Origin of the sequence: Ralstonia soli, assembly GCF_023955655.1 — a bacterium.
Taxonomy (GTDB): domain Bacteria; phylum Pseudomonadota; class Gammaproteobacteria; order Burkholderiales; family Burkholderiaceae; genus Ralstonia; species Ralstonia soli.
Window position 1 is genome coordinate 522,472 of the sequence record NZ_JAMXHT010000003.1, and the last position, 14,992, is coordinate 537,463.

Consider the following 14,992-nt stretch of genomic DNA (forward strand, 5'->3'; position numbering starts at 1 on the left):
GTCTCAGGCCATGTTCCGCGTGACGCTGGTGGCCGAGAATGACTGGCAAACGGGCATCAGTTCGATCGCGTTGACATTGAAGTGCGCTGGGAGCGCCGCGATCCAGTAGACGGCCTCGGCGATGTCGTCGGCGGTGAGCGCTTCGGTGCCTTCGTAGACCTTGCCCACACGGGCGTCGTCGCCCTTGAAACGCACGTTCGAAAATTCAGTCCCCGACACCAAACCCGGCTCAACGTTCGATACCCGCACACGCGTGCCGGTCAGGTCCGCGCGTAGGTTCAGCGAGAACTGACGCACGAACGCCTTGGTGGCGCCATATACATTGCCGCCCGAGTACGGATACGTCCCGGCCACGGAGCCAATGTTGATGACGTGACCCCGGTTGCGCTCGATCATGGCCGGAAGTAGCGCACGCGTCATATGGACGAGGCCCGAGCAGTTGGTGCCGATCATGCGGTCCCAGTCGGCCAGATCGGCGCGCTGGGCGGGCTCCACACCCAATGCCAGGCCGGCGTTGTTGACCAGCACATCGACCTCTCGCCAGCCCTCGGGCAGCGAGCCAGGCAGTGCGGCAACGGCTTCGGCATCCAGCACGTCCAGCACGAACGGCAGCACGGCGTCGCCCAATTCTGCCTTGAGCGCGTCGAGACGGTCCTGACGGCGCCCGGCCGCGATCACGCGATGGCCTTCTCGCACAAAACGCCGCGCGATGGCCGCGCCGAAGCCAGCGGTTGCGCCGGTCACGAATACGATCATGGGAAATGCCTCCGGGCCCAAAAAAACGAAAGGAGGGAGTTTACCTGAAGCTTTGCACCCTATTGCACCGCAATGTGCGTGTCTGCGCGCCCCGGTTCTTGCGGCGGCCATGGGGCTGTCGTACACTCGCGGGCAACCATTCCACCTTGCGCGACTGGCGAATCCTGAGGCCGCAACCTGCGACCTCGACATGTGGGCAGCGACCACGAGGAAGCGCAAGGTTTCTGGCGTCATGCACAACGGCGCCTGCCGCTCGCCTGGGCAGCGAATGGGAAGCACAGGGTGACTTGGGCACCTGCTGCAATCGGCCAACGCCGGGCGCAGCGTCCAAGCCGCGCGCATGTTTCCCCAAACTCGCCCGCCCGATCTCCGCCATTTCCGTTTCGTTTCAGACCAGACACTCGCCATGTTCGAACGCAGCCGCTATACGATCGACCAGATCGACCCCGAAATCTTCGCCGCGATCCAGAAGGAAAATCAGCGCCAGGAAGACCACATCGAGCTGATTGCCTCCGAGAACTACACCTCGCCGGCCGTGATGGCCGCGCAAGGCTCGCAGCTGACCAACAAGTACGCCGAGGGCTACCCCGGCAAGCGCTACTACGGCGGTTGCGAATACGTGGACGTGGTGGAACAGCTCGCCATTGACCGCGTGAAGCAGCTGTTTGGCGCCGAAGCCGCCAACGTGCAGCCGAACTCGGGCTCGCAGGCCAACCAGGGCGTGTTCTTTGCCGTGCTCAAGCCGGGCGACACGATCATGGGCATGAGCCTGGCCGAAGGCGGCCACCTGACGCACGGCATGGCGCTCAACATGAGCGGCAAGTGGTTCAACGTGGTGAGCTACGGCCTGAACGCCAAGGAAGACATCGACTACGACGCGCTGGAAGCCCTGGCGCAAGAGAAGAAGCCGAAGCTGATCATTGCTGGCGCATCGGCATTTGCGCTGCGCATCGATTTCGAGCGCATCGGCAAGATCGCCAAGTCGATCGGCGCGTATTTCATGGTGGACATGGCCCACTACGCCGGCCTGATCGCCGCAGGTGTGTATCCGAACCCGGTGCCGCACGCTGACTTCGTCACCACGACCACGCACAAGAGCCTGCGCGGCCCGCGCGGCGGCGTGATCCTGATGAAGGCCGAGCACGAGAAGGCCATCAACTCGGCGATCTTCCCCGGCATCCAGGGCGGCCCGCTGATGCACGTGATCGCTGGCAAGGCAGTGGCGTTCAAGGAAGCGCTGTCGCCGGAATTCAAGGCGTACCAGGAGCAGGTGGTGAAGAACGCCGCCGCCATGGCCGAAACGCTGATGGCCCGTGGCCTGCGTATCGTCTCGGGCCGCACCGAGAGCCACGTGATGCTGGTCGACCTGCGCGCCAAGAACATCACCGGCAAGGAAGCCGAGAAGGTACTGGGCGACGCGCACATCACCGTCAACAAGAACGCGATTCCGAATGACCCGGAAAAGCCGTTCGTGACCTCGGGCGTGCGCCTGGGCTCGCCGGCGATGACCACGCGCGGTTTCAAGGAAGCCGAAGCCGTGAAGGTCGCGCACCTGATCGCCGACGTGCTGGACAACCCGCACGACGAAGCGAACATTGCTGCCGTGCGCGCCAAGGTGGCCGAGCTGACCAAGCAGTTCCCGGTCTACGGCTAAGCGCCTGACCATGGCCGGGGCACACACGCCATCGGCCACGTAGTACCCTGCCGCGATGGGCCAACCGGGCCATCGCGGCGTTGTTCTTTTAGCGCAATGCGTTTGAGGTTGTCAGGAGAGCGGCATGAAATGCCCGTTTTGCGGCCACGCGGCCACCCAGGTCATTGAAACCCGCATGTCGGAAGAAGGCGACACGGTGCGCCGCCGCCGCAAGTGCGAAGCCTGCGACCGCCGCTTCACGACCTACGAGCGCATCGAGCTGTTCTTCCCCGCTGTCGTCAAAAAGAACGGCAGCCGCGTCGACTACGACCGCAACAAGGTCAAGGACTCCATGCGCCTGGCGCTGCGCAAGCGCCCTGTGTCCGCCGAGGCCATCGACGAGGCCATCGCGCGCATCGAAGAAAAACTCCTCAGCCACGGCGAGAAGGAAATCGGCAGCGACCGCGTGGGCGAGCTGGTGATGCGCGAACTCAAGCGGCTGGACAAGATCGGGTACATCCGCTTTGCATCGGTGTATCGGAGCTTTGAGGATTTGGCCGAGTTCCGGGATGTGCTGGATGAGGTTGCGGCGACGAATGTGCGCAAGTAGGCGGCGCGTGCCAGAGTCACGCCACCGCTACCAGCATGCTGCCGCGGTCAGCGTACCGCCCGAGACCGTCTTATTGCCGGCTTGGTCGTAGCTGAACGTGCCGCAGGCGTCGGTCGCCTGCGCGCCCCGCGGAGCGGCCTGGATCGTATAGACGGTCTGCGTCGGCGCAACAGAAAAACTCAAGGCGTAATAGCCATTGTCCGACTGGTTGGCGTAGATGCCGCCCGTGCCCAACGTTGCACCAGCGTAGGTGTTGCTGAGCGTGCGGTACTGCTCCATTTTTTGTGCAGCGGCGAGCAGCGCAGCCTTGGCATCCGCGCGCCTGGATTTCTGGATGAAGCCGGTAAACGACGGATACGCGACGGCAGCCAGGATGCCAACCACAACCACTGCGATCATCAGTTCAACCAAGGTGAAGCCGTTCGATGTGGGGCCAGACAGGCGTTGGTTTGCGTTCATGGCAGATAGATCACTGAAATCGTTCGCGCCGCTGGGTCTGTCCGGTCAAGCAGGAAGCGGATCTCCTGCCCTTTGTGCAGCGCCGTCAGGCTGCCGGGCGCGCCACTGGCGCTGAAGATGCGTACCGCGCGACCGGCACGTAGAACGTTGCCGTGAATCGCGATCTCCCCCCGATCGAGGTTGAGCGCGGTAATCACGCCATGGTGCAGGCTCGGAGGTAAATTCGCCACCGGCAGTACGTGGTTCAGGCCAGCACCACTTGCCACGCCGCCGCTTCCCAGCGCCAGTGCGGCGTGCGAGGGATTGCACGCCAATGCCAGCAACACAGCCATGCACGATGTCTTCATCTCGTTGGCCCTCCTTTAATTCAGTTGCCGCCACGCGACGCGGCCACGGGAGCCCTTGCCCGCCGTCTCGCCCATCACCTGGATTGCGCCGGCAGAGGTGTTGACGTACTTGTTTTCGAACGGCGTGGCCCCTGGCGGCTGAATCGGCTGCAGAAAACCTGGCGCCGCCGGAATTGAGCCCACCTGCCGGCCGCTGGTGTTGGCGCTCGCCCCATTGAATTGGAGCAAGTCACTGTTGTTGATGACCCTGTCGCCATTGGTGTCGAACGTCGGGTTATCCAGGCGGTTGCCCGTGAACACGTCGAGCTCCATCACCCAGCCGGTGCCGCCCGCGCTGCACACGGCGTTGGAGGGAATGACGGTGTTGAAGATCACGCGCCCGGAGCGGATGGTCGCGTCTGTGACGGCACGCTCGCCCGAGGTCGGCAAGTTGATGTACCAGCCCAGCTTCGTGCTGTTGTAGGAGCCGAGAGAGATCGCGTTATCGCCAGTCTCCGGTGCGTCCAGCGTGGCCTTGCCCACGGCATGTGTCGAGATGCGATACGTGTTGCCATCGGTGCCCGTTGCCGTACCCAGCACCGATTGCTGCTGAAGACTCGACACCCCGCCCACTGCGGCGCCCTTGTCGATGATGCCGTAGAACGTCTGGCCCGCGGTCGTTGCGTTGTCGTTCGTTGCAAGGTACTGGCCCGTGCCAAACACGACCAGGTAATTGCCTTGCTGGTTCTTCGTCACGTCGGGGCGCATCGTGATCGGTTGGCCGCCCGTGCTGAACAGCGGTTGGGGGCTCGCAGAAGTCCCATAGGCCACCGACCAATTGCTGACCGTGGTGCTCGATAGATCGAACTTCCACATGTTGCCGGCCAGGTCACCCGCATACACCACATCGGCAATGCCATCGCCATTGGTATCCACGGCGATCGGCCCCGACAAGCCATTGGGTGACGAGGTGGTACCGGCCTTCGTATCGATCTTTGCGGTGATCGCGCCGGTTTCCGCATCGAGGACGAACAGCACGGCGTGGCCTGTCGTGCTCGCCGCGCCATCCCCTTGCGTGCTGTTGTAGCCGTTGGCCACGATGACGGACCAGCGCCCGTTGTTGGTCTTGACGATCAGCGGCTGGCCGAAGCTGTAGCCCATGTCAGCGTCGTTGGCGTCGGTGAATTCCCACCGGGCGATCTGGCTTGCAGTCGACTCGGAAAACTTGGACGGATCGGTCACGTCGAGCGCAAAAATGCCCTGCCCGCCTGCGGCCAAGGCGCCAGCAAGCATCGTGTGCCAGGCGCTCTTGTAGAACGCGTCGCCCACCGTGATGGCGCCGTCGACAAAGTACTGGTGGCTATAAGCGGGTGCCGTGAGCGTGCTCAGATTGCTGTAGACCGCCGCCGGGACGTAGCCCATGACCTCGTTGCCGGTGGTGGCGTTGATGGCGTGCAGCATGCCGTCGTTCGCGCCCACGTAGATCATGGGTGTGCGCTTGCTCCATGTGGAAGCGAATGCCGAATACGAAGCGCTCTCAAAGTTGTCGGGATAGTTGAATGCCGGTGCGCCGACGTAGTTTGGCGACGAATGCACGATATCGCCCAGCCTGCTGGTCGGGCGGTTACGGAAGGACGGCGTACACGATGGGCATGTATTCGCTTCGTTCGCCGTATTGCCGCGCAAGTAGCTCACGCGTTGCGCCCCGTACCCGTCGTTCGTGGTTTGGTTGGCGTTGTAGTTGAGCTTGGTCGACTGTGCCGCATCCAGCTCGGTCGACGTGGGCGATGCGGGCACCACCGGCCAACGGAACGGAATGCCCCGTGCCCCGAGCGCCGCGGAGGGCTTGTACGTAAGAATCTGCCGGCCGGTGTCCCAGTTTTGCGCATTGATTTGCTTGCCAGCATCCCAGAGTTGGCTTCCGAGTGAACCGTCTGCGTTGATGGCGTAGGCCAGCAACTGGCCCGACCAGTCTCCACTGCTGAATTTGGCCTGATACAGCGCAGTGCCCGTTCCCCACGATCCAGCGTTCAGCGAAACCGCCGAGGCCGCCGCCACCTTGCTGGTGATATCGGCGGCAATACTCTGAAAGCTCTGTTGCAACGTCGCAGAATCGGATGCCAGATACGCGTTGCCCGTTCCGCCCAGCTTGGCCATCTGGTTCAACACGGCCACCGAGGCTGGGTTGGCCACGGTACTGCCCATCCCGACCACATAAGTCTGGATATCGAACGGGGAACCGTAGCCCTTGATACTTGTGCTGCGCAGCGCTGTCACCTGACTGAACACGTCATTCGCGGCTTTGGAAAATGTCCATTGCCCTGTGTTGGCGTTGTAGGTGCTTTGCTGGTCGGACATCGCCCACATCGAGCCATCGGTCTTGCCGGTGGGGTTGCCGTCCGTCGCCAACAGCACGAAGTTCTTCTGGCACGTTTGCGACACCGGTGTCGAATAGCCGCTCTGCGAACCGCCAAAGTAGCTCTTCGCCGTTTGCAGGCTGCCGGAGAGCGGCGTATAGACGGCGCTGTTCTTGATCTCCAGTTGGCTATGTCCGCTCGCCGCCGATGCCGAGTTGGTCTCCGGCGCGAGGTAATCCATTAAGTTTTGGAAGTGCGATGCGGAATCGGCTTGCACTGCTTCGACGATCTGGCCATCGCCCGTCACGTCCGCGTTGTAGCCCCAGGCACGCGGCAGCCAGATCATGCGCGAGTACGGCGGATTGCTGGGTAGAAAGCCAGCATCCGTCGGAGTAAAGCTCGCGCTGGTGCAACGTGAAAAGTCGTCCGGATAGGTCCATGTGCCGACGTCATCGTGCGACGAGCACGCGTAGTAGCTTGTCGTGGGCTTGTTCCCCTTGGCGTTCTGGCCGATGCCCCATGGGTACGGCCACGACGATGTGTACAGCACATCGTTGATGGAGGAATCGTCACCACTGAGTTCGTAGGTGATGTATGGGTATGCCTTACTGGACTGTGGATTGGGAATGCAACGCAAACCGTTGTTGGACGCCGAGATGCCGTTCACGCAGTCCTTGGTAAAGACCATCGTCTTGTCGGTACCGAAGTAGTACGCGAACGTGTTCTTGAGCACGGGGCTCTGCACGTTGAACGTCGCCAGCCCCCAGTTGAACTGCGTTCGATAGCTCGACATCGTCGATGTGATGACCGATCGCGCAATATTGCCGCGCGTGGAAGGGTCACTGCCTGCGATCAACTGGCCCGCCATCGTCCCGTCCATCGACTGCGAGTTGTCGTAGACCACCAGAACGTTAGGCGTGGCCGAGTTCGACAGGAACAGCGGGTACTGCGCAATCGTCAGCAATGCCGCGTTGGTCGTCAAAGGCAGCAGCGCACTGAGCAGCAGCGCAAGTGCCTTGGCCCGTAGGGATCGATTGTTCATGGCGTCAACGCTTGACGTAGATGGATTCGAGAACGACATGCGTCTCCGGACGCGCGCCTGTCGCATAGACGGTGATCCGGTAGGCCGTCCCACCCGTCGGGGGCTTCACACCGATGCCGACACTCTCGCCGGCCGGCACCGACACCCCGGACAGCTTCTCGATGACGTACAAGGGCTGCGAGGCCACGTCCGGCAATGCCGACGCTCCTGTAAAGGCGCCATACGCCCGGGTATTGCCGCTGTTGGTCCAGTCGATCAGCGTGGAGATCGATGCCGATTTCGGCGTGGACCAGGACGACGGCGGCGTGCATAACCCGCTTGCACAGGCTTGCACAAAGCTCGTAGCGGCGGTGATGTTCTGGGCAATGTCCTGTTCGGCATCGCGCAAGGCAGTCTCCGCCGCCTGAAACGCCAACTTGCTGTCCTTGCTGTTGCCCAGCATCATTTCCTGCATGACGGAGCCGTTGACGAGCGCCAAGCCCAGAATCGTCATCACCAACAAAAGCACCAACGCAACGGGCAGTGCGACACCCTTTTGCGCGCGACGCGGCATGAGTCGATCCATCGTCATCACATCACCCGGTTGCGCAGCGTGATCAAGCTCGAGAAAGCGGAGCGTATGCGCCTGTCCGCTGCCGTCGCCGAGGCGCCGTTAAAGGTGTAGACCTGTGCGACGGGCGACACGTTGTCCTGCACGGTCGCCATCAGAAGTTGCATCCGCACGCTGACGACGTTGTTCCAATTGCTGACGTTGTCTGCGGTGACGTACCGGTTGGCAGCCTGATCGCCGTCTGTGTCTTCGCCGAACAGCAGGGCAAGGTTCTCCACGCCTTCCACCAACTCCTGTGCCTGCCCGGCGCCCGTGTAATCCGGCACGCTGTACGACCACAGCGATTTCACTTTGCTGTTGAGCACGCTCTTGGCGATGTAATACGTCTTGGTCACGACGCGATAGGCTGAAGCATCGGTATTGAAAACATGCGCGAGGTCGGCACTGGCATTGCCTGGTGACGGCGTGGTCGTCGCTGCATGCGCGAGCGCGCCCGTCGTTGGTGTGCTCGTCATTTGGCTGACCTGGAAGACGGCCTGTGCCTCGCAGTCGGTCACCAGCACGTAGTCGCCCTGCGCAAAGGGGGCGCTGGCGTCGACGGTCACGGCCCCCGTTGTACCGGTCATCGGCGCCGTCAGGGCAGCGCCGTTGCCGTAGACGCGCTTGATGGCAAAGACGTCCGTTCCCGCGATCGGCGGATTCGCCAGGGTGCTGACACTCGCGTCCAGCGCCGGCGACCATGTCGAACCGCTGGCGTGATAACCAAACAGTGTCTGGTCGAAGCGGTTGTTGAACGCACTGGCAGTATTGAGCGTATTGACGGGTGCATTGGCTGCACCATTACAGCCGCGGAACCCCGCCATGCGGACATCCTGCTCGATCATCTCCACGGCGAAACGCGCGCTTTCCTCCAGGCGCCCGACCGTGTCGACCACGCGCGAAGTCTGACGCCCCGAAAGATAAATCGACACGGAAACGCCAACGAGCAGCAACCCCACGGCCAGACCGACCATGAGTTCAACAAGAGAGAAGCCGGTTTGTCGACGATGCATCATGGTTTGAAAGTCGAAGACAACAACTGTTGCTGGCCGTTCTCCGTCCACCAGATCATGACGGCGTAGGTGCTGCCGACGCCGTCGCAGCCGGGCGCATCGGGCGTGGCGGGCTTAGCTGGTTTGGCCGGTTGGGCTGGTATCGCGGGCGTGGCAGGCACACCGGGGCCGCCGGGGTCGGCTGGCGTGGCAGGAATCGCCGGCGTTCCGGGTGTGCCGATTACGCTGGTCAAACACACCACGCCCGTACCCTTCGGAAGCAATGTGCTCAGTTCATTCGACCACTCGTAGTAATCGTTCTGCGCGGTCTGCGCGGCCGAGCAACCGGTCGACACGCAGCCAGGGTTCGCGGCGGAGCCCGTCAGGTTGTCGTACGCGCCGGCCGCATACCCGGCAAGGTTGGCGCGCATTCGGTCGGTCATTTCATAGGCCAACGATACGGCCTTGCTGCGTTGGCTGGAGGTCGTGGAACTCGACATGCCCACCAGTTGCAGACGGGCAAACCCGATCAGGCCGATGGAGATCACCAGAAGCGCCACGAGCGCTTCAAGCAGCGCGTAGCCCTGCGATTTGGATGTCGACATGCGCGCGCTCATGGGCAGGCTGCGCTGGCGGAATCCGCCAGCCCATTCGGCCGAACCGTGATCTGGTATCCCGGTGCGCCGCTGGTTGAGGAACACGCCTTCAGTTGTCGCGCGGGGCTCGGGGCGGGCAGCAGAAAGCCATGCGCATCGAACTCGATCACGCCGTTGTTTGGCACGCTCAACGTCAACCCCGCCACCAAGGGTTCATGGGCGCGCAAAACCGGCTCTCCCGCATCGATGGCACCGTTCGCGTTCGAATCAACCCAGACGGACCAGCCCGTGCCCCACTCATTCCCGCTTGCCACCGACGCTCCCGGCGCTTTCACACCCACCGGAACGCCGCGCTTTGCTGCTTCACTCCGCGCCAGGGCCAGGGAAGACATGACCTCGCTTTGCACAGCAAAAAGGCGGTTGCTGCGCAGCGTAGGGCCGAACGAGGGCACCGCCATCATCAGAATCACCGCCAGGATGGACAGCGTCACCAGCAACTCGATCAAGGTGAAGCCTTGAACCGGCGCTCGCGCACGGCGTATCCCGAACGCAACGCCGCTCGCAGCGCGCACGGCGCGAGCACCAGGCCGCCCACCCAAAGCATCATGTCCGCTTGCGGAATGTGGCTGGTGAAACGAAGAGGAGAAATCGCGATCTGCCGCGCGCATCTCAGTCAGCGTGCCGCTGCAAGATTGCGCGCCTACACCGCCCCCTGGGCGGCATCCCGTTAAACATACTCACCCCCGACGTTTTGTTATGCGGCAGCCCCTGCGCAATCGATTGCGCAAGCTGCTCCTTGCATTTCCGTGTTTTTTCTTTTGAGCCGCATTGAACGTCACGAACGCGGCGATCGCGCTGCCTCCCCGCAAGAAAAAGGGCGAAGCAGAACCCCCAAATAGTGGGGAATTCGTAACAAAGTGTCAACAATCGACCCGAACAGTGCAAGGTCAGTTAGGGGCCCGCCCTCCCAAAACCGGCCGGGCAACCATGCACCAACCGCAATGGCACAGCACAAGCACGGGTGCCTGAGCGTTTTAGAGGGTATTCACTAGATGTGACATTTAAGCGACCGCTTTGCCACTAATTTGGGCCCGATCTGCCCTCTTCCATCACCGCTTCATGTCCACTCGTTGCTGCCCTCGCCGCCAACGCGGCGCGATCCTGATCGAATCGCTTGTGGCCCTGGCTATCCTCTCGCTGGGTGCGGCGGCGATGTTCACCGCGTTCGACCACCTTGAAGCGGCCAGCCACGCCACACGCACGCTGAGCACGAGCGCCCGCACCCAACTCTCCGCATCGGGCACGCGCTAAGATGCCGCGCCCACTCGCCCGGCGCGCGTGCGGCGTGTCGCTTGTCGAACTGCTGGTTGGCATGGTGATCGCGCTGATGGTGCTGGGTATCGCCTTGCAGCTCACACTGATCGCCAGGGCGCGCTATCTGCGCCTGGCCGATGAGGCCCTGATCCAAGATCGCGGCATGCAAGCGCTCGATCTCATCCGGACCGCCGTGAACCAGGCAGGATGGGTGACCGATACGCCCACGGCCTCTCCCACACGCCGCTGGCCCAGTGACAGCGCACCGCCGTCGCTGGTCGGCTGGGATAACTGTGGCAACCAGGCACTCCCGGCTGCCTCGGGACCGTGCCCAAGCGGCTTGCGCGGGAGCGACGCGCTATTGGTCCGTTTCGCCGGCCGAGGCAAGAGCGTCAGTGACGCTGACGGCGACGGTGCCACACGTGACTGTGCCGGCTATCCGGTGCCGGAGCGCGATGCAAGCGAAACCGACCCTCGCCTCGGTTACATCCTGCTGTACGTGGCCCGTAGCAGCGACGCTGCACAGGTGCCGCAACTGATGTGCCGCTCTCTCAAGCGGGACTTCAAAACGCCGCCAGCCGACCCAGGGCGAGGCTCCGCCATGGTCCGAGGCGTCGAAACCCTGCAACTGCTCTACACGCTTGCCCCGACTGCCACCGCGCTCGGGGAAACGGTCTCTGCACGCGACATGACAAAGGACGACTGGTATCGCGTGCAGCAGATCGAGGTCTCGCTGGTCGTGCGGGGCGAGCGGTTCTCGGCCAGAACACCACCATCGGAGACGATCGAACTGTTCCCGGAAATCAAAGCCATACGAGGCGCGCCAATCAAGCAGGACCTGGAGTTCCGCCCGACCGACCCACACCGCAACCGCGCCCGCTTCACCGCCACGCTGGCCGTGCGCAACCCACTGCACTGCGAGGCCGACGTATGTTGAACCGCCACGCGCGCGGGCGCGGCTTTTCCATCATCGCAGTGGTTGGCGCGCTGATCATCATCAGCCTACTGATGGTCGCTGCATTGCAAGCGGTGCAGGACCAGCGACGCCGTGCAACGCTCTCAGCCAATCACGCGCTCGCGCTGCGCGAAGCCGAGGCCGCGCTCGCCGCTGCCGAGTGCGAATTGGCATTCGCCACCGGCTCACGCGATCCCACCGGCTGCCCTGCTGCACCAGACCCGGCCCGTGCTGCGGCGCTCAACCCTGTCACGCTGGCTGGATTTGTTGAGGGGGCTTGCGGTAAAGAAAAACCAACACAGGGACTCTGCTGGCCACGCGCCGGCCAAACGGCCCAAGGGATGTCCGACCTTCTGCACTCCACGCGCTACGCGACGGTGCTTCTCACCAGCACGACCTCCGCACGCTACGTCATTGAACCCATCCCCGATGTGCCGCCTAGCCAATGGATGCACGCCGGCGCAGCCCCGGCGCCTCATCTCTTCCGCATCACGTCGGCGGGCTTTAGTGCAGATGACGGCGTCAACGTGATGCTGCAGGCCGTCTACCGCCCACGAGTCGGCCAACCATGAACAAGCGTCGCGTTGGAGCGTGGCTTGTGGCCGCGCTCGCCAGTTCCACCCCGGCTGCCACGAGCGACAACCCGGCGGACCTGCTACCGACGCACATCATCGCGGTACGCGGAGGAGATGCGTGGAGCGGCCGCCTGCGCGCGCTGCAATTCCAGCCGACGCTTGGCACGCTCGACGCGCCGGCTCCGCCCGATCTTTGGGAAGCAGGCGCGCTGCTCGGCGATATGCCCCCCGATACACGGCAGCTTTGGACATTCCGTCATGGCGAAGCAACAGCACACAAACCGGTGGCGCTGCGTTGGGATGCGCTATCCCCCGCGCAGCAGGCGGAAATCGATGGTGGCGACGGCCTCGGCACGGCGCGCGTCGATTATTTGCTCGGCGTGCGCGACGCCGAGCATGACGGAGCGGGCCTGCGCCCGCGTTCATCCATCCTGGGCAACATGCGCGGTGCACACGTGCAGTTGCTCGGCCCTCCGGGTTTCGTGTTCGATGCGCGGCATGCGAGCTTCCGCCAGGACCATGCACGGCGTCCATGGATGGTCTACATAGGCGCCAATGATGGCCTACTGCACGCCTTTGATGCGCGCACCGGCGAGGAGCGTTTCGCGGTCATGTCGGACGCCGTCTTGCCGACGGCCGCACGCAACGCATCACCGGGCAGACCGGTGCCGGGTCCGGTCTGCAGCCGGCCCTTTGCTTCGGATGCCTGGACTGGCAGCCAATGGCGGTCTGTGCTCGCCTGTGGCAACGGTGCGATGGGCACGGGCCTGTTCCTGGTAGACGTGACCGACCCGACATCGAGTGGGCCGCGCTCCCTGTTCGCCTACGATGCCACAGACGACCCTACCGTCGGCCACATCGAAGGCCCCATCCCCATCGTGCCGCTGACCGGCAGCGACGCGCAGCCGCGCTGGTTCGCCATCAGCGGCAACGGCCATGGTGATCCCGCCGGGGAAAGCCGCCTACTGCTGCTGGCGCTCGATCAGCCGGTCGTATCGGCATGGCAACCGAACAGCACCGCCTACGCGGTCAGCGTACCCTCCACTGCCGGGCGCGGCGGCCTGGGCGCGCCTGTCGTGGCGCTGGGGCCAAATGGGCGAGGCAACACCGCGTACGCCCCCGATGCCAACGGCAACGTCTGGCGTTTCGACCTCAGCGGCGCACCCCCGTGGGACAAGGCGCTCGGCAAAAACTCGCCTGAGCAGAGCACGCCGTTCTTCACCGCCATGTCGCATGGCAAGCGCCTTCAGCGCGTCCTCGGCCCGATGCTGCTGGCTGCCACGACGGGTGGGCCGCTGCTCGTTTTCACGGCGGTCGACGCGAGCGGCCATGCCACGCTGTACGGGGTAGTCGATGGAAGCAAGCGCGGTCTGTCACGCGAGGACTTGGTCGCGCGCAGCGTCACCGATACGGTCGGCGACGTCGCCGACAGCGCACGCGCCACGAACGGCTGGCACATCGATCTGCCGACCGGCGAGATGCCCGAAGACCTTGCCACCGCCGACCTGCGCAGCCTGATGCTGACCACGCGCGACACAACGGGCCATCAACGCGCGTACCTGCTGGACCCGGTCAGCGGCTTGGCCACCAGTCAAACCGGCGGTACCGGCCATGTGGTCGCGGGTACGCCGCTGATCACCACGCTGGATACGCCCCCAACACAAACGCCCAATGGCATCTCCATACAAGCCACCCACACCACGCTATGGCAACTCGACGGAGATGACGTGCGCCAGTTGGAAACCCGCACCTACACCCGCCAACTCGGCCGCCTGAGCTGGCGGGAAATGACCGAAATGGGCGCGCACTGATGCGGCGTACACAAGGGTTTACGCTGCTTGAGTTGATGGTGGTGCTCGCCGTAGCGGGCGCGCTCGCTTTTGCCACCATGTCGAGTTGGCCGGCGTATTTGCAGCGCACGCGCCGCGCCGCGGCAGGCGCTGCGTTGGTTTCCGCACTGGCGCAACTTGAACTGCGGCACGCGCGCACAGGGTCGTATGGAGAGGATGACCCGATGCCGAGCGTCGATGGTTACATCATCTCCATGCAACCCTGCATGACGCTTGACACAACTCCGCCCCGCTCCCAGTGCATCGAAGTGTATGCACTTCCCAATCCACCTGACGTTGCATGCAGTAGGCTCATTCTGCGCAGCAACGGCACACGCGAACCCGCCGACCCGGCATGCTGGCCATGAAACGGCTCGCACACCGCGCCTGCAAGGCAGGCGTCACGCTGATGGAGTTGGCCATTGTGATCGCCATCGTCGGCATCCTCGCCATGGCGGCGCTCCCGTCCATTATCGACCGCTGGCAGCGCGAAACCGTCATCCTGCTGGCTGACCGCTTTGCCAGCACCGTTTCCTTGGCACGCGCAATGGCTCAATACCAACATATTCAGACCAACATCGTGCAGTTGGATAATAGGGTGGGTTGGGACGGCGGCTGGGCGCTGACCACACAACAACCCGTAAGCAACCCGGATCGCACCGCTAAGCCGGTACCGGTGCCACCGCTGCTCTCCGTCTCAGCCGTCTCTGTGCCCAAGGTGCCAGCTGTACAAATCAGCTTCAGGATCCGCGACCAGACGCTTTCCTACGCACCTGTGGGATACTCACGTGATAGCAACGGGGGACCACGGTACGGCACGCTGACGATCTCCAGCGGACGGCACACGCGGCAAGTACGCATCAGCAATGTTGGCCGAGTCCGCATCTGCGACCCCGTTGCAGACAGCAAGAGTTGCCCGCTCACTGGCGACGACAGCGACTCGGACCCCTAACCCACTC

Annotated in this window: 16 protein-coding genes and 1 riboswitch; of the genes, 8 read left to right on the forward strand and 8 right to left on the reverse strand. The window is 63.4% G+C overall.

What is annotated here, in order from left to right; all coding sequences use genetic code 11:
• Positions 1-3: 3 nt before the first annotated feature.
• Positions 4-756 (reverse strand): bifunctional NADP-dependent 3-hydroxy acid dehydrogenase/3-hydroxypropionate dehydrogenase YdfG, encoded by a 753-nt coding sequence (gene ydfG / locus NG900_RS09515; protein ID WP_252679601.1) that lies wholly within the window; start codon positions 754-756, stop codon positions 4-6.
• A 140-nt stretch (positions 757-896) separates the two neighbouring features.
• A riboswitch (ZMP/ZTP riboswitch) is annotated at positions 897-1,026 on the forward strand.
• Between the two features lie 136 nt (positions 1,027-1,162).
• Here ydfG and glyA point away from each other — a divergent pair.
• Positions 1,163-2,410, forward strand: a complete 1,248-nt coding sequence (glyA, locus tag NG900_RS09520) for a serine hydroxymethyltransferase (protein ID WP_252679603.1) — start codon at positions 1,163-1,165, stop codon at positions 2,408-2,410.
• A gap of 124 nt (positions 2,411-2,534) precedes the next feature.
• On the forward strand, positions 2,535-2,999 hold the full coding sequence (gene nrdR / locus NG900_RS09525) for a transcriptional regulator NrdR (protein WP_252679606.1): 465 nt from the start codon (positions 2,535-2,537) through the stop codon (positions 2,997-2,999).
• Between the two features lie 27 nt (positions 3,000-3,026).
• On the opposite strand, the gene NG900_RS09530 is transcribed toward nrdR, so the two are convergent.
• Genes NG900_RS09530 through NG900_RS09560 form a run of 7 tightly spaced genes read right to left on the reverse strand, consistent with a single transcriptional unit; the run spans position 3,027 to position 10,028 of the window.
• Complete coding sequence (locus tag NG900_RS09530) at positions 3,027-3,458, reverse strand: type IV pilin protein (protein ID WP_252679608.1); 432 nt, start codon at positions 3,456-3,458, stop codon at positions 3,027-3,029.
• Positions 3,455-3,790 carry a hypothetical protein gene (locus tag NG900_RS09535; protein ID WP_252679610.1) on the reverse strand — a complete coding sequence of 112 codons (336 nt, stop codon included), beginning with the start codon at positions 3,788-3,790 and terminating at the stop codon, positions 3,455-3,457. The genes NG900_RS09530 and NG900_RS09535 overlap by 4 nt, the downstream gene beginning before the upstream one ends.
• 30 nt (positions 3,791-3,820) lie before the next feature.
• A complete protein-coding gene (locus NG900_RS09540) occupies positions 3,821-7,183 on the reverse strand; it encodes a pilus assembly protein (RefSeq protein WP_252679612.1) in 3,363 nt (1,120 codons plus the stop codon).
• A gap of 4 nt (positions 7,184-7,187) precedes the next feature.
• The gene (locus tag NG900_RS09545; RefSeq protein WP_252679614.1) at positions 7,188-7,748 is read right to left on the reverse strand and encodes a pilus assembly PilX family protein; all 561 of its coding nucleotides are present in this window, start codon (positions 7,746-7,748) and stop codon (positions 7,188-7,190) included.
• A gap of 5 nt (positions 7,749-7,753) precedes the next feature.
• A complete protein-coding gene (locus NG900_RS09550) occupies positions 7,754-8,836 on the reverse strand; it encodes a PilW family protein (protein ID WP_252679616.1) in 1,083 nt (360 codons plus the stop codon).
• Positions 8,785-9,369 carry a type IV pilus modification protein PilV gene (gene pilV / locus NG900_RS09555; protein ID WP_252679618.1) on the reverse strand — a complete coding sequence of 195 codons (585 nt, stop codon included), beginning with the start codon at positions 9,367-9,369 and terminating at the stop codon, positions 8,785-8,787. The genes NG900_RS09550 and pilV overlap by 52 nt, the downstream gene beginning before the upstream one ends.
• A gap of 8 nt (positions 9,370-9,377) precedes the next feature.
• Entirely contained in the window at positions 9,378-10,028 is a 651-nt protein-coding gene (locus NG900_RS09560; RefSeq protein ID WP_420804135.1) for a GspH/FimT family pseudopilin, read from the reverse strand.
• Positions 10,029-10,479: 451 nt separating this feature from the next.
• Between NG900_RS09560 and NG900_RS09565 the strand changes: the two genes are divergently transcribed.
• From NG900_RS09565 to NG900_RS09585, 6 genes are read left to right on the forward strand one after another with little or no spacing between them, the layout of a single operon-like run.
• On the forward strand, positions 10,480-10,671 hold the full coding sequence (locus NG900_RS09565) for a type IV pilus modification PilV family protein (RefSeq protein WP_252679621.1): 192 nt from the start codon (positions 10,480-10,482) through the stop codon (positions 10,669-10,671).
• Between the two features lies 1 nt (position 10,672).
• The gene (locus NG900_RS09570; RefSeq protein ID WP_252679623.1) at positions 10,673-11,611 is read left to right on the forward strand and encodes a PilW family protein; all 939 of its coding nucleotides are present in this window, start codon (positions 10,673-10,675) and stop codon (positions 11,609-11,611) included.
• Positions 11,605-12,201, forward strand: coding sequence for a pilus assembly protein PilZ (locus NG900_RS09575; RefSeq protein WP_252679624.1), 597 nt, complete (start codon positions 11,605-11,607; stop codon positions 12,199-12,201). Before NG900_RS09570 ends, NG900_RS09575 begins: the two co-directional genes overlap by 7 nt.
• Entirely contained in the window at positions 12,198-14,015 is a 1,818-nt protein-coding gene (locus tag NG900_RS09580) for a pilus assembly protein (RefSeq protein WP_252679625.1), read from the forward strand. The genes NG900_RS09575 and NG900_RS09580 overlap by 4 nt, the downstream gene beginning before the upstream one ends.
• Complete coding sequence (locus NG900_RS26745) at positions 14,015-14,401, forward strand: type IV pilin protein (RefSeq protein ID WP_420804136.1); 387 nt, start codon at positions 14,015-14,017, stop codon at positions 14,399-14,401. The genes NG900_RS09580 and NG900_RS26745 overlap by 1 nt, the downstream gene beginning before the upstream one ends.
• The gene (locus NG900_RS09585) at positions 14,389-14,985 is read left to right on the forward strand and encodes a GspH/FimT family pseudopilin (protein WP_252679626.1); all 597 of its coding nucleotides are present in this window, start codon (positions 14,389-14,391) and stop codon (positions 14,983-14,985) included. The genes NG900_RS26745 and NG900_RS09585 overlap by 13 nt, the downstream gene beginning before the upstream one ends.
• Positions 14,986-14,992 lie beyond the last annotated feature (7 nt).